Here is a 15,229-nt window from a genome sequence, read left to right on the forward strand (position 1 = left end):
GGACCGAACCGACTACCGTTGAAAAGTTAGCGGATGACCTGTGGATCGGAGTGAAAGGCTAATCAAGCTCGGAGATAGCTGGTTCTCCTCGAAAGCTATTTAGGTAGCGCCTCATGTATCACTGCTGGGGGTAGAGCACTGTTTCGGCTAGGGGGTCATCCCGACTTACCAAACCGATGCAAACTCCGAATACCAGCAAGTGCCGAGCATGGGAGACACACGGCGGGTGCTAACGTCCGTCGTGAAAAGGGAAACAACCCAGACCGTCAGCTAAGGTCCCAAAGTTATGGTTAAGTGGGAAACGATGTGGGAAGGCTTAGACAGCTAGGAGGTTGGCTTAGAAGCAGCCACCCTTTAAAGAAAGCGTAATAGCTCACTAGTCGAGTCGGCCTGCGCGGAAGATGTAACGGGGCTCAAACCATACACCGAAGCTACGGGTATCACGCAAGTGATGCGGTAGAGGAGCGTTCTGTAAGCCTGTGAAGGTGAGTTGAGAAGCTTGCTGGAGGTATCAGAAGTGCGAATGCTGACATGAGTAACGACAATGGGTGTGAAAAACACCCACGCCGAAAGACCAAGGTTTCCTGCGCAACGTTAATCGACGCAGGGTTAGTCGGTCCCTAAGGCGAGGCTGAAAAGCGTAGTCGATGGAAAACAGGTTAATATTCCTGTACTTCTGGTTATTGCGATGGAGGGACGGAGAAGGCTAGGCCAGCTTGGCGTTGGTTGTCCAAGTTTAAGGTGGTAGGCTGAGATCTTAGGTAAATCCGGGATCTTAAGGCCGAGAGCTGATGACGAGTTGCCTTCAGGCGACGAAGTGGTTGATGCCATGCTTCCAAGAAAAGCTTCTAAGCTTCAGATAACCAGGAACCGTACCCCAAACCGACACAGGTGGTTGGGTAGAGAATACCAAGGCGCTTGAGAGAACTCGGGTGAAGGAACTAGGCAAAATGGCACCGTAACTTCGGGAGAAGGTGCGCCGGTGAGGGTGAAGGACTTGCTCCGTAAGCCCATGCCGGTCGAAGATACCAGGCCGCTGCGACTGTTTATTAAAAACACAGCACTCTGCAAACACGAAAGTGGACGTATAGGGTGTGACGCCTGCCCGGTGCCGGAAGGTTAATTGATGGGGTTAGCTAACGCGAAGCTCTTGATCGAAGCCCCGGTAAACGGCGGCCGTAACTATAACGGTCCTAAGGTAGCGAAATTCCTTGTCGGGTAAGTTCCGACCTGCACGAATGGCGTAACGATGGCGGCGCTGTCTCCACCCGAGACTCAGTGAAATTGAAATCGCTGTGAAGATGCAGTGTATCCGCGGCTAGACGGAAAGACCCCGTGAACCTTTACTATAGCTTTGCACTGGACTTTGAATTTGCTTGTGTAGGATAGGTGGGAGGCTTTGAAGCGTGAACGCCAGTTTGCGTGGAGCCATCCTTGAAATACCACCCTGGCAACTTTGAGGTTCTAACTCAGGTCCGTTATCCGGATCGAGGACAGTGTATGGTGGGTAGTTTGACTGGGGCGGTCTCCTCCTAAAGAGTAACGGAGGAGTACGAAGGTGCGCTCAGACCGGTCGGAAATCGGTCGCAGAGTATAAAGGCAAAAGCGCGCTTGACTGCGAGACAGACACGTCGAGCAGGTACGAAAGTAGGTCTTAGTGATCCGGTGGTTCTGTATGGAAGGGCCATCGCTCAACGGATAAAAGGTACTCCGGGGATAACAGGCTGATACCGCCCAAGAGTTCATATCGACGGCGGTGTTTGGCACCTCGATGTCGGCTCATCACATCCTGGGGCTGAAGCCGGTCCCAAGGGTATGGCTGTTCGCCATTTAAAGTGGTACGCGAGCTGGGTTTAGAACGTCGTGAGACAGTTCGGTCCCTATCTGCCGTGGACGTTTGAGATTTGAGAGGGGCTGCTCCTAGTACGAGAGGACCGGAGTGGACGAACCTCTGGTGTTCCGGTTGTCACGCCAGTGGCATTGCCGGGTAGCTATGTTCGGAAAAGATAACCGCTGAAAGCATCTAAGCGGGAAACTTGCCTCAAGATGAGATCTCACTGGAACCTTGAGTTCCCTGAAGGGCCGTCGAAGACTACGACGTTGATAGGTTGGGTGTGTAAGCGCTGTGAGGCGTTGAGCTAACCAATACTAATTGCCCGTGAGGCTTGACCATATAACACCCAAGCAATTTGCGCTTAAAAGCCAGATTGCGGTGTGTGAAGACGAAACGAACCGAAAGTTCGAGTTCACAAACACCGATGGCTGTCACATACCCGATTTGCTGAAGCGAGGCCATCTGGTCACGACTCGGCACACAGAATTTCTTGACGACCATAGAGCATTGGAACCACCTGATCCCATCCCGAACTCAGAAGTGAAACGATGCATCGCCGATGGTAGTGTGGGGTTTCCCCATGTGAGAGTAGGTCATCGTCAAGATTAAATTCCGAAACCCCGATTGCGAAAGCAGTCGGGGTTTTGTTTTAGTAGAAGTCATCAGTTTTTGCCGGAACGTTACTGCTGTAACGGGCTGGTCACAGAATTTCTTGACGACCATAGAGCATTGGAACCACCTGATCCCATCCCGAACTCAGAAGTGAAACGATGCATCGCCGATGGTAGTGTGGGGTTTCCCCATGTGAGAGTAGGTCATCGTCAAGATTGAATTCCGAAACCCCGATTGCGAAAGCAGTCGGGGTTTTGTCTTTTCAGGGCTCGCGGGAGCACACCATTCGGCGGGAATCTGGCAGAAATGCCATCCATTTCATACAAAGCGCTAAGTTTTCTTCGAATCGTGCCGACAGATTGATGAGACATGCGTGCACCAAAGTAGAGCAGCCGTCAGAACGCTGCCTGCGCTGTACATGGAATGTTGCATCTGGAACGCATCCCCACTTTTGGCATAAGAAGTCCCATGAAATGAATCTCAAGTTCAGCCATAAAATTTTGTTGGCCGCCTCGGGCGTCGTGGTCCTGGCGTTCGCGTTGTTCACTTTTTACAACGATTACCTGCAGCGAAACACCATTCGCCAGAATCTCCAGTCCTCTGTCCAGCAAGCGGGTGATCTGACCGCAAGCAGTGTGCAGAACTGGATGAGCGGGCGGATTCTGGTGCTGGAAAACCTCGCGCAGAACGTCGCTCATCAGGGCAAGAATGCCGACTTCCCGGGTCTGGTTGATCAACCGGCCTTCACCTCGAATTTCCAGTTCACTTACGTCGGCCAGGCCAATGGTGTATTCACCCAGCGTCCGGACGCGAAGATGCCGGATGGCTACGACCCGCGTCAGCGTCCCTGGTACAAGCAGGCCGTGGCCGCCGACAAAACCATGCTGACCCCGCCGTACATGGCTGCCGTCGGCGGTCTGGTGGTGACCATTGCCATGCCGGTGAAAAAGAACGGCGAGCTGCTCGGTGTAGTTGGTGGTGATTTGAGCCTGGAAACCCTGGTGAAGATCATCAACTCGGTGGACTTCGGCGGCCTGGGCCACGCATTCCTGGTCAGCGGTGACGGTCAGGTGATCGTCAGCCCGGACAAAGACCAGGTGATGAAGAACCTCAAGGACATCTACCCGAACGCCGATGTGCGCATCCAGAAGGGCAACCAGAACGTGGTGCTCAATGGCCAGGAGCGCATTCTGTCGTTCACTCCGGTCACCGGCCTGCCGAATGCCGAGTGGTACATCGGTCTGTCGATCGACCGCGACAAGGCCTACGCAGCACTCAGTCAGTTCCGTACCTCGGCACTGATCGCGATGTTCGTCGCGGTAGGCGCGATTGCGGTATTCCTGAGCCTGTTGATCACTGTGCTGATGCGTCCGCTGATCACCATGGGCCGCGCGATGCAGGACATCGCCCAGGGTGAAGGTGACCTGACCCGTCGTCTGGTGGTTGAAAGCAAGGACGAGTTCGGTGAGCTGGGCAGTTCGTTCAACCAGTTCGTGGAGCGTATTCACGCGTCCATTTCCGAAGTGTCTTCTGCGACTCGCCACGTACACGACCTGTCGCAACGGGTGATGGCATCGTCCAACGCCTCGATCATCGGTTCCGACGAGCAAAGCGCACGTACCAACAGCGTGGCTGCCGCGATCAATCAGTTGGGCGCCGCCACCCAGGAAATCGCCCGCAACGCCGCCGATGCTTCGCAACACGCCAGCGGTGCGAGCGAGCAGGCCGATGACGGTCGCCAGGTGGTCGAGCAGACGATTCAGGCCATGACCGAGCTGTCGCAGAAGATCAGCCTGTCGTGCACCCAGATCGAAACCCTGAACGCGAGCACTGACAACATCGGCCACATTCTCGATGTGATCAAAGGTATCTCCCAACAGACCAACCTGCTGGCACTCAACGCGGCCATTGAGGCGGCCCGTGCCGGGGAAGCCGGTCGCGGCTTTGCGGTGGTGGCGGACGAAGTGCGCAACCTCGCTCATCGCACCCAGGAATCGGCAGAAGAGATCCACAAGATGATCACCTCGCTGCAGGTCGGCTCCCGCGAAGCAGTGAGCACCATGAACGCCAGTCAGGCGTCCAGCGAGCAATCCGTGGAAGTGGCGAACCAGGCGGGCCTGCGTCTGGTCAGCGTGACCCAGCGCATCGGCGAAATCGACGGCATGAACCAATCGGTGGCAGCGGCTACCGAAGAGCAGACCGCCGTGGTGGAAACCCTCAATGTCGACGTCAACCAGATCAACCTGCTGAACCAGCAGAGCGTGGCCAACCTCAATGAAACGTTGAAGGATTGCGATGCGTTGTCGCAGCAGGCCAACCGGTTGAAACAACTGGTCGACAGCTTCAAGATCTGATCGCTTGCGGTCAAAAAAAAGCCCGCTGCGGAGTGATCCGCAGCGGGCTTTTTCATGCCTTATACAAACAGCTTCAGCACATTGCCCATCGCATCATCGGCGAACCCCTGCACGAAATCCTTGAACCCCGGCAGCGCCTCGGGCCCACCGCTGGCCGGCTCGGCGATGATCGTCCAGGTCGCCCGCGACTTCTCCGAACCCAGCGCCTCCACATTCATCGCTGCCCACAGATTGGCCACGCCCAGGGTGTTGTAGATGGTGGTCCAGGTCATGCTCAGCGCCTGGTCATCCCGGGAGTTGAGTTGCTCGACCACGACGTTGCCATCCTTGAAGAACTTCTTGCGCAGCGAAGACACACCTTCACCGGTCATCTCGATGTGTGACAGCGCCGGAATGAAACGGTCGAAACCGTCGAATTTGCCGACGACCTCCCACACCTGCCTGGCGTTCACCGGCACTTCCACCGAAGACACGACGTGGCAGCCGTGAGGGTTCTTGATCAGGGTGTCGGGTTGAAGATTGCTCATGGTGTTGCTCCTTGTTGGTTGAGTCAGATGAAGTTGATTTCTTTCAGGTAATCGCAGCCGCGACGCAGCAGCGCCGGGGATTTTTCCGGGTAGCGCGCGCCCATCTGCTGCACGCCGGCCTGAGCGTTGGCGTGGCCGATCAGGGAGATGTCGCCGATGTCTTCCTCGAAGCCGTTGAGGTAGAAACCGAGCACGCCGAACAGCGCGTTGTCGGCATCGACCCGGCCCAGTTGCTGCTGCCAGTCGGCGACGCTGACCAGCGCAAACTCGCGGCCGGTTTCACGGAACGACGCGACGTAGGCATCCCAGCTCAGAGGCTCCGGGTTGTGCAGGTTGAACACCGCCCGTTCGGGCGAGTAGCGGCTGGCGTGGAAGGCGATGAAGCGGGCGAGAAAGTCCACAGGCATCAGGTCGAAATTCAGCGCGAAGGCCGGCACCTGACCGAGTTGGATCGAGCCCTTGAGCATCAGCATCAGCCGGTTCTTGTGCGGCTGGCAGACGCCGCTGAGGCTGTTGAAACTGATGTTGCCGGGCCGATACAGATTGACCCGCACCCCACGTTCCCGCGCCCGTTCGAGGATGCGTTCGCCGACCCATTTCGACAGGTTGTAACCGTTGCGGATGTAGATCGGCGGCGTCGGGGCGGCGGGCAGTTCCAGCACCCGGCCTGCGTCGTCCACCGTGCTGGACGCCGACAGCGTCGAAACGAAATTGAACACCTTCTTGCTGCGCCCTTCGCACAACCTGAGCAGTTCGAAAACCGGCTCGACGTTGTCCGCTGCCAGCGACTCGTAATCGAGGACGTGATTGACGTTCGCTGCGTTGTGCACCAGCGCGCCGAACTCACGGTCAAGTCGCTCGTAGTCGTCATCGGACAGGCCCAGTTGCGGCCGGCTGATGTCTGCCGAATAGACCCGCACCCGACTCAGGTCCAGATGCTCCAGCCGGTTCTCCCGAAGCGCCTGGGCAAAGCGCTGCACCGCCGTTTGCCCGGCGCCGTCGCGCACCAGGCACGCGACCTCGCTGGCACCCCATCCCAGCAGCGCCTCGACGATGTGCACGCCGACAAAACTGTTGGCGCCAGTGACGATCACCTTGTGTACATCGCCCATGCGGCTGATCGGCAACGGTTCGATATCCAGCGCTCGCTCGGCGTCGGCCATCGCCTGGGCGCTGAGTACCGCGCTGTCATCGGTGCCGCGCACCAGCGTAGCGAGCTTGGCGATGGTCGGCAGTTCGATGAAGCGGTTGATCGAAATGCTGCGACCGAATTCCTCCCGCAGACGCAGGAGCATGCGCGACAGCAGAATCGAGTGACCGCCGAGATTGAAGAAGCTTTCGTCGGTGGAGATGTCGCTGGTCGGCAGCTCCAGCAGTTCGCCCCAGATCTCCAGCAGCAGCGCTTCGTCGGCGTTGGCCGGCAGGCATTTCGGGCCGCTGTCCTGCACGCTGACCGGCAGCTCCAGCAACGCCTTGCGATCGACTTTGCCGTTGGCCGCGAACGGCATGTTCGGCAGTTCCGTCCACGCTACGGGTTGCATGTAGTCGGGCAAGAACTGCTGGGCATGTGCCTTCAGTGCATCGCGTGCGGCATCCGTTTGCGGTTGGGCGATAAAGGCCAGAATCCGCCGGTGGCTGTCGATCACCACGGCAATCTGCCGATACAGCTGACTCTCGCGCAGACACCGCTCGATCTCTTCAGGCTCGACCCGAAAGCCGCGGATCTTCACCTGATTGTCGCGTCGCCCGCACAGCTCGATGCCGTCTTCGCCCCACTTGGCCATATCGCCGCTGCGGTAGGCGCGCAGACGCTGGCCGTCCGGCAACTCCAGATCCAGATAGCGCTCGGCGGTCTGCTGTGGATTGTTCAGGTAACCCAGGCACACACCGGGGCCGACGATGAACAGTTCACCCACGGTCTGCTCGGGTACAGGTTGCAGATCGTCATCGAGGATCAGTACCTGACTGTTGGCAATCGGCCCGCCAAGGCTGCGATTGCTGTCACCCGGCTGTAGTTGCCGCGCGGTGATCAGCACCGTGGCCTCGGTAGGGCCGTAAAGGTTGTGCAGCTTGCCCTGACGCGTCAGTTGTTCGATCACGAACGGCTCGCAGACATCGCCGCCGGTCATGATCTGCCCGACGCTTTGCAACTGCTCCAGCGGCAGGATGCTCAACAGTGCCGGCGGAAGGAATGCGTGAGTCAGCTGTCGACGGCGGATCAGCGCCGTCAGTTGCAGTGGATCGCGCCGCTGATTGTCATCGGGCACCACCAGTTCCGCGCCTTCGAGCAGGGTCGGGAAGATGTCGATCAGTGACGAGTCAAAACTCAGCGACGAGAACTGCAACACCCGGCTCTCAGCGTGCAACTGCACGTAATCGGCGTACCACGCCGTGAAATGAGCCAGGTTCGCCTGACTGAGCAGCACACCCTTCGGATGGCCGGTGGTGCCCGAGGTGTAGAGCGCCATGCAGGGCGAATCGAGCTGCGGACGCTGGCGCAGCAACGGCAGTGAGAGATCTGCGTCGGACTTGTCGATCCGCCTGACATCCAGCCCCGGCATCGAACCGCTCAGCGGATGTTCGCCATCGTGCAGCAACAACACCGCCCCGGCGTTTTCCAGGATGTATTGCTGGCGCTGCAGCGGGTGGCTAGGCTCCAGCGGCAGATACACCGCGCCGCTGCCGAGAATTGCCAGAATGGAGGCAAACAGCGCATCGCATTTGGGCAGGCAAATCCCTACTATCCACGGTTGCGGTTGTGCCTCGAGTATTGCCAGCAATCGCTGCTGGATCGCACGGCTGTGTTCATGCAGCTGGCGATAGCTGATCGACTGTTCGGCGAGGTGCAGCGCCGGGCGCTCCGCGTGCTTGGCCAGGCTTTGTTGCAGGCGCTCGATGAGCGGGGTCTGCGCCTGTTGCAACAAGAGCGGATTGGCCGTGGCATTGAAGCGATGGACGTAGGCCAGGCTGTCGAGAAACAGCAGGTTTTCCACCTGCTCGAAGTCCGGCGCCCGGGCCGTCGTTGCGTGCTGGAAATACTCGGCATCGCGGGAGAAGCGGCTGACCAGCAGCGCGACTTCGTCCACCACCAGCGCGAGTGTTCGCTGGCGCAGGGCCTGACCGTTGCCGGACAGTTCGTCGGCGATGGGCACGCGGCTCAGCAGTGTCGAATTGCACAGGCACAGCAGATCGAGCACCGGCAAACCGCCGCTGCCCGTTGCACCCACACCCAGGCGCAATGTGAGCTGCGGTGTCGCGCCGTAAGCCTGCGGAGCAAGACTGCCGTCATCGATCACCAGATCCATCGACAGTGCAGATTCCGTCAGCAATGAATGACCGTGTTGTTCGAGCGCCAATGCCAGGTCGGTCAAGGCCTGGCTGCGGCCCCTCAGCAAAATGTCGAGACGTCTCATGTCAGCCTCCTTGTCATACCAGGTAGTCGCGCAGGGCGTGCCGTACGCACGGTGTGTCGAGCAGTGAACTGTTGTGGAAAAACCGCACGATGTTGCCCACCAGCGGGTGGTGGCGATTGATCGGGAAGGCCAGCCCGGCCATCTCGTCCTTCAGTGCGCGGCGAGTCGCATCGTTGACCGGCAAGGCATCGATCAGGCGCAGGTCGAAGGACTTCTGGATGTCGTTGGTCAGGTAATGGCCGATGAACACCGGCAGGATTTGTGCGATGCATTCGCGATCCGCATCGCTTGCGGTGTTCCAGTAGATGCGCACCATCCGCGCCCAGAAACTCGAATGGCGACCCTCGTCGAGCAGATGGTCGGCCATCAGGCCCTTGATCGACGGCTTGACCGTGTCGTCCCGGGCGAACGCTGCGACATCGCCGGTCACGGTGTTCTCGGCGATGGCGACGCAGATCAGTTCCACAGCGCTGCGCAAATGTTCCGGAGCCAGTTCCACCGCAGCAGGAATCGCCCGGCTCAGTTCGATTTCATTCGGCAACTCGATGGGCTCGATACCGGTCATGGCGACGGTCTGCTGCATGAAATCCATTGCCACCAGCGCGTGGTAATCCTCGTCCACGACAACGGTCATGGCGTCGTAGCGACAGGCGAACGGGAACGCCACGGCGAAGCGGTTCTTGGCGATGCTGCGGGCGGTCTTGTCGACGATCTCGGTCTCGAAAATCACCACGTCGTTGATGAACTTGTACAGCGTCTGCACCAGGGCAAAATCTCGTTGCTCCGGGCATTCGCGCAGGAAGGTTTCACTGAGCACCAAAGGTTGGCGGCTGAGCGGATAGATCAGCCGCGCATCGTCCTCCAGCATGCGGCGCGGCCGGGTGCGGATGGTGGCGCGGCTTTCCCAGGCGTCGGCGAAGGATTGGTAGTCGGCGGCGTTCATTCGGCCACCTCCGTCAGCGGCTCGCGCATGCTCTGGCGCAGGCCGTCCCATAGCGCGATGCGGCTTTCCACGGCGGCGATGGCGCTGGCATAGACCTCGGCCTCACGTTGCGGATCACCAGCGACCAGGCGCTCCAGCAGATGCTCGGCGGCCGGGCCGTGATCTTCGGAGTCGACTTCGATGTGTCGCTCCAGGTAATAACGGAAGGTCGGCGCCTGTTCGACACCGATGCCCCAGGCATCGAGCATGCGCTGGAACATGGTTGGAATCACACTCTCGCGCCCATGCAGAAAAGCCGCGGCAACGCTGTGTCCTGGCGCGTGCAGCGCGGTGTGCAGGGTGTCGCGGACGAACTGTGCGGCAGCCGGATCGACATCGACACTCTGCAGCGCGACGTCGTAGCTCACGCCCTCTTGCTGCAACGCGACGAAACGCTCCACCGCCGAGGTGTTCGCACCGACTTCGCGCATCGCATCCAGGTACAACTCGAAATGACTGTAATGACCGTGGGACAGCCGGTCGTCCGACTCTTCACCCAGCACGATTTCATTGATAAGCCGCGCGGCGTGCGGATCGCGCGGCGGCAGCCACGGCAGTCGGGTGCAGGTCAGTTCCTGTTGCAGGCGTTTGGTCAGCGACATGAAATCCCATACGGCAAATACATGGGATTCCATGAAGCGTCGCAACACCGACAGCGAATCGATTTCGGAGAAGATCGGGTGAACGCTGAGTTCGGCTTTCTTTTGGGCGAGTTGTTCTTTAGTTGGCATGATGCGAGCCTCTGGCTTATAGGGATATAGGGACTGCTCAATCAATGGCTAACAACGTTGGATATATATTCCAGGCGAGCGATAGCCTCATTCGTTTCGATGAAAGTTGAAGTTGTAGAAAGAGGCCTGGTACAACGGCACGCCGGTAAAGACTGGCATGCGCCGGGCCTAACTGTTGGAGCTCGCCGGTTTTTCGGTGCGATAGAAAACCCGGCGAAGAAAAACTAATACATCGCAAAACAACTTCACAAGTATATTTTCAATTAATTTAAGTTTGCTGTTTTTCGGGTATGAGTTGGGCTGATAAAACTTTTGATTAAAGTTTTATTTGGGCGTAGTTGCTCCTTTCGGTGTTTAAAGACCAAAATTGAATAACAAGAGTGAATGCCTCACTCGAAGCAACTTTCTAATGAATTGATTGAGATGATCTGAGGGGATGAAGTTGGCCTGGTACGGCGGCGTATCTTCCTTTTCCCGTGACAAGGCTCCTTCCGTAGGTTCCTGGTGCGGGGACTGCTGCCGGGGCGGCGCGTCCCCGTTCTATAGTGGGTTGGCGATCCAAGGGTGCGCGTAATTCGGCGCCGCGGCTATCGTCGAAAATGACTTCCTTGCGGTGCAAATTCCGGGCTGTCCGAAGCTGGGGGGGAGGTTAGAGCGCAGGCACGCAAGTGCCACGGCAATTGAGCGCGATCAGGATGGGGATTTGTAAGCGGGTTATTCACCGGGTGAACGCGAGTCCACCCGGAAGGGGGAGAGTCAGCGGGCTGTCTTGCGGTTCTGGGCAGCGGTGCTGGCAAGGTATCGGGTGATGACCTCGACACCGCGATTGAGGTGTTGCTCCAGCAATGCCACCGCGAGCGGGGTGTCCTGTTGCTTCACGGCTTCCAGCAACGCCCGGTGATCGTCCTGAGAGATCTTGCCCAGTCCCATGGCCTCGAGGTTGAAGCGCAGAAAGCGTTCCTCTTCATTCAAGCCGTCCTCGACCAGCCGCAGCAGACGACCGTTCGGGGATTGGCAATAAAGTGCCATGTGGAACAGACGATTGAGCCGGCCGATTTCGGTGTAATCGTGCTCGGTTTCCAGCTCTTCGATATAACCGGCAGCGCGTTCGTGATCGGCGCTGGTCAGCAGCGGGATCGACTGGCGCAACGCTTCGGACTCCAGCAGGATCCGCAGCTCGTAGGTTTCGGTCGCGTCGCCCTGGATCAGCGGCGCCACCACGGCCCCCTTGTGGGCGACCACGCTCAACAGGCCTTGGGCTTCCAGTTGACGCAACGCTTCGCGCACCGGCATGCGGCTGACGCCGAAGAGGTCCGCCAGATCCTGCTGGCGCACGGCGGTGCCGCACGGCAGGCGTCCGTCAAGGATCGCCGAGCGCAGTGTTTCTTCGATGACCGAGCGCGCCAGATGCGCGGGAATCGGCCCGTCGACTTTGATGCTGTGGAGTGGCTTGGGCTTCTGGGTCACAACTGCACACCCTGTTGACTGCGAAATTTGGATCCAAAGGACACTAGTGATTGCTCTACGGGTTGTCAAACCGTGTAGAAGAACCCTGTCACAACTGAAGTTTAGCGCGCATGCGATGATCTCAGGGTGCCATTGTTTTTTGCTGGACTAACCTTCACCATCAGACGCCTTTCCTCCTGCCCTGGATGCCTAGCATTGGCGGTACGTTTCGCGATCCCCCGGTTCGTGCGCTGGCTTGTCTGCGCGCTGCTGCTGGCCGGCATCATGCTGGGCGGCCTGCATGCCGATTGGGATTTTTCCGCGATCAGCCGCAAGGCCACGGCATTGTACGGACCGCTGGGCGCCGGGCAACAGCGGATCGATGCCTGGCAGAACCTGTTGGCCACGCAGAAGCAGGTCAGCGAAATGGAAAAGCTCAAGGTGGTGAATCTGTTTTTCAACAAACAGATGCGCTATGTCGAGGACATCGACCTGTGGGGCCAGGTCGATTATTGGGAAACCCCCATCGAAGCCTTGTGGAAAGGCGCCGGTGACTGCGAGGACTACGCGATCGCCAAGTATTTCAGCCTGCGCCACCTCGGCGTGGCCAGTGACAAGTTGCGCATCACCTACGTCAAGGCTCTTCGCCAGAACCGGGCGCACATGGTGTTGACCTACTATTCCAGTCCCGATGCCATGCCGCTGGTGCTCGACAGCCTGATCGACCCGATCAAACCGGCCTCCGAGCGAACCGATTTGCTGCCGGTCTACTCTTTTAATGCCGAAGGTCTGTACCTGCCGGGCGCCAAGGGCAACAAAAAGGTCGGCGACACCAAACGCCTGTCACGCTGGCAGGATGTGTTGAAGAAAATGCAGGCCGAAGGATTCCCGGTCGAGACGACTAACTAGGAGCACGCGCTCAGATGTCTTTGTTCAAACAGCTGTTGATCGCTATCTGTCTGTTCCTGGTGGTCGCCTTCACCGGCAGCTTCATGGTCAGTCTGGAGAGCTCGCGCACCCAGTACGTCAACCAGTTGCGCTCCCACGCCCAGGACGCCGCCACGGCGCTGGCGCTGTCGCTGACACCGAATATCGATGACCCGGCGATGGTCGAGCTGCTGGTCAGTTCGATCTTCGACAGCGGTTATTACTCGAGCATCCGTGTGGTCGATCTGAAGACCGACCAGACCATCGTCGAACGCAGTGGCATTCCCGCCGTCACCAACGTTCCGGACTGGTTCGTCAAGCTGATCGGCCTGGAGCCGGCCGGTGGCGATGCGCTGGTCAGCCGTGGCTGGGAGCAGGCGGCGCGGGTCGAAGTGGTCAGCCATCCGATGTTCGCCCTGGCCAAGCTCTGGCAGAGCGCACTCGGCAGCCTTGGCTGGCTGCTGGTCTGCGGCGCCGTCAGTGCGGTGCTCGGCGCGCTGTTGCTGCGTCGCCAGTTGCGGCCGCTGGATTACATGGTCAAGCAATCCCATGCCATCGCCCGTCGCGAATTCCTCAGCCTGCCCGACTTGCCGCGCACACCTGAACTGCGTCGCGTGGTGCTGGCCATGAATCAGATGGTCGAGAAGCTCAAGGCGTTGTTCCAGGAGCAGGCCGAACGCAGCGAAAAACTGCGCACCGAGTCCTATCAGGACAACCTCACCGGGCTGGCCAACCGGCGCTACTTCGAGATGCAACTGAACGCCCGCGTGAGTAATCCGGAGCAGGCCAGTTCCGGTTACCTGTTGCTGTTGCGGGTCAAGGACCTGGCCGGGCTGAACCAGCGTCTCGGCGGTCAGCGCACCGACGAATTATTGAAAGCGGTCGGTCAGCAACTGTCCCGCGAATGCGCCAGATACCCGGAAACCCAAAACCTCGTGACCCGCATTCGTGGCGGTGAGTTCGCCGTGCTGGCGCCGGGCCTGACCCGTGAAGAAGCGCTGCAACTGGCGCAGAATCTCGACAGCGCTCTGGGCAGTTTGCACGCCACCGGTGCTACTGATGTGCCTGCTGTGGCTTCCATCGGTCTGGCGCCGTTCGCCCACGGTGATTCACCGCAAGCGGTACTCAGCCTGGGAGATCAGGCGCTGGCCCAGGCCGAAGGTCAGGGCGAGCAGAACTGGGCGTGCCTCGATCAGAGCCTGGTGGCGGATGTCGGCGATGATCATCACGCTTGGCATCGTTTGCTCGATCAGGCTCTGAATCAGCGGCGTTTCGAACTGTTCTTCCAGCCTGTGGTGGCGGCGCAGGACACGCAACTGGTGCTGCATTACAAAGTGCTGTCACGCCTGCTCGACGAGCAGGGCCAGACCATTCCCGCCGGGCGTTTTCTGCCATGGCTGGAGCGCTTTGGCTGGACCGCGCGACTGGATCGGTTGATGCTCGAACGAGTGCTGGAGCAAATGGCTGGCCATGAAGAATCCCTGGCGCTGAACCTGTCCTCGGCGACCCTGGCCGATCAACAGGCGCTGAACAAGGTGTTCGAGATCCTGCGCTCGCATTCCAATCTCGGCTCGCGTCTGACCCTGGAAATCGGCGAGGAGCAATTGCCGGAGCAAGCGGTGCTGGAGCAGTTGACCCGACGCCTGCGCGAACTCGGTTTCTCCCTGAGCCTGCAGCGTTTCGGCGGGCGCTTCAGCATGATCGGCAATCTGGCGCGGCTGGGGCTGGCGTACCTGAAGATCGATGGCAGCTACATTCGCGCGATCGATCAGGAGAGCGACAAGCGCCTGTTCATCGAGGCCATCCAGCGTGCTGCGCACAGCATCGATCTGCCGCTGATTGCCGAGCGGGTGGAGACGGAAGGGGAGTTGTCGGTGATTCGCGAGATGGGGTTGTACGGGGTTCAGGGGCAGCTATTCGGTGAGCCGAAACCCTGGTGATGAATTGTCAGTTCCCACCCACCATGTGGGAACTGACAGGACAAAAAGATCAGATCAACCCGGTCTCTTCATCATCGATCAACTGGCTCAATCCGCCCAACGCTACCCGGGCCTGGTTCCGGTCCATCAACTTGGCCTGTGCCGCCGGCGGCAGGTCGGTGACGCGGATCACGCCTTTCTGGGTAAGGACCTGGATCAGGTCGTCAAGCACCCGGATCATTTCCAGATCGCTCTGTTTGAGCTGTTTGAGGCTGTTTTCCACGGCGGCGTTGGCGAACCAGGCCTGGATTTCATGGTGGTCGGCCGGCAGCGTTTCCGTGGCCTCGGCCCAGGCCGCAGCCTCCACGCGACTCAACTGACCCTGCGCATCGCGTTGCACGTAAAACATTGAGCATCCCTCGAAAATGGACTGGCGTCATGCTGTCAGCAGCATAGCCAACTGCACGGGAGTATGCGGTGTGGC

Annotated in this window: 9 protein-coding genes, 3 rRNA genes and 1 pseudogene (1 of these 13 only partly in view); 7 read left to right on the forward strand and 6 right to left on the reverse strand. The window is 59.1% G+C overall.

Annotation, left to right across the window (positions count from 1 at the left end):
- The 5 genes and pseudogenes from NWV16_RS01610 to NWV16_RS27765 form a co-directional block, all read left to right on the forward strand.
- Positions 1 to 2,173, forward strand: a 23S ribosomal RNA gene (locus NWV16_RS01610); it begins 718 nt to the left of the window's first position.
- A gap of 150 nt (positions 2,174 to 2,323) precedes the next feature.
- Positions 2,324 to 2,439, forward strand: a 5S ribosomal RNA gene (gene rrf, locus NWV16_RS01615).
- Between the two features lie 106 nt (positions 2,440 to 2,545).
- A 5S ribosomal RNA gene (gene rrf, locus NWV16_RS01620) occupies positions 2,546 to 2,661 on the forward strand.
- A gap of 258 nt (positions 2,662 to 2,919) precedes the next feature.
- Positions 2,920 to 3,945: pseudogene (locus NWV16_RS27760) on the forward strand (cache domain-containing protein); the annotation flags it as partial.
- A gap of 69 nt (positions 3,946 to 4,014) precedes the next feature.
- Positions 4,015 to 4,800, forward strand: coding sequence for a methyl-accepting chemotaxis protein (locus NWV16_RS27765; RefSeq protein ID WP_404820990.1), 786 nt, complete (start codon positions 4,015 to 4,017; stop codon positions 4,798 to 4,800).
- 59 nt (positions 4,801 to 4,859) lie between these two features.
- Here the strand turns inward: NWV16_RS27765 and NWV16_RS01630 are convergent, their stop codons facing one another.
- The 5 genes from NWV16_RS01630 to NWV16_RS01650 all read right to left on the reverse strand — a co-directional run bounded on the left by NWV16_RS01630 (position 4,860) and on the right by NWV16_RS01650 (position 11,920).
- Entirely contained in the window at positions 4,860 to 5,327 is a 468-nt protein-coding gene (locus NWV16_RS01630) for an SRPBCC family protein (RefSeq protein ID WP_260521714.1), read from the reverse strand.
- A gap of 23 nt (positions 5,328 to 5,350) precedes the next feature.
- Complete coding sequence (locus tag NWV16_RS01635) at positions 5,351 to 8,740, reverse strand: non-ribosomal peptide synthetase (protein WP_260521715.1); 3,390 nt, start codon at positions 8,738 to 8,740, stop codon at positions 5,351 to 5,353.
- A gap of 13 nt (positions 8,741 to 8,753) precedes the next feature.
- Positions 8,754 to 9,683 carry a diiron oxygenase gene (locus NWV16_RS01640; RefSeq protein ID WP_260521716.1) on the reverse strand — a complete coding sequence of 310 codons (930 nt, stop codon included), beginning with the start codon at positions 9,681 to 9,683 and terminating at the stop codon, positions 8,754 to 8,756.
- The gene (locus NWV16_RS01645; protein ID WP_409519315.1) at positions 9,680 to 10,453 is read right to left on the reverse strand and encodes a DUF3050 domain-containing protein; all 774 of its coding nucleotides are present in this window, start codon (positions 10,451 to 10,453) and stop codon (positions 9,680 to 9,682) included. The genes NWV16_RS01640 and NWV16_RS01645 overlap by 4 nt, the downstream gene beginning before the upstream one ends.
- Before the next feature lie 756 nt (positions 10,454 to 11,209).
- Positions 11,210 to 11,920: a GntR family transcriptional regulator gene (locus NWV16_RS01650; protein WP_260521717.1), complete on the reverse strand. Its 711-nt coding sequence runs from the start codon at positions 11,918 to 11,920 to the stop codon at positions 11,210 to 11,212.
- 195 nt (positions 11,921 to 12,115) lie between these two features.
- On the opposite strand from NWV16_RS01650, the gene lapG reads away from it, so the two are divergent.
- Together lapG and lapD are read left to right on the forward strand one after the other, a co-directional pair.
- The gene (gene lapG, locus NWV16_RS01655) at positions 12,116 to 12,808 is read left to right on the forward strand and encodes a cysteine protease LapG (RefSeq protein ID WP_260521718.1); all 693 of its coding nucleotides are present in this window, start codon (positions 12,116 to 12,118) and stop codon (positions 12,806 to 12,808) included.
- 14 nt (positions 12,809 to 12,822) lie between these two features.
- Positions 12,823 to 14,766, forward strand: a complete 1,944-nt coding sequence (gene lapD, locus NWV16_RS01660) for a cyclic di-GMP receptor LapD (protein ID WP_260521719.1) — start codon at positions 12,823 to 12,825, stop codon at positions 14,764 to 14,766.
- Positions 14,767 to 14,815: 49 nt separating this feature from the next.
- On the opposite strand, the gene NWV16_RS01665 is transcribed toward lapD, so the two are convergent.
- Entirely contained in the window at positions 14,816 to 15,154 is a 339-nt protein-coding gene (locus NWV16_RS01665; protein ID WP_065261691.1) for a tryptophan synthase subunit beta, read from the reverse strand.
- Positions 15,155 to 15,229: the final 75 nt, after the last annotated feature.

The sequence above is a fragment of the Pseudomonas sp. BW7P1 genome, assembly GCF_024981055.1.
In the GTDB taxonomy this organism is placed as follows: Bacteria; Pseudomonadota; Gammaproteobacteria; order Pseudomonadales; family Pseudomonadaceae; genus Aquipseudomonas; species Aquipseudomonas bananamidigenes.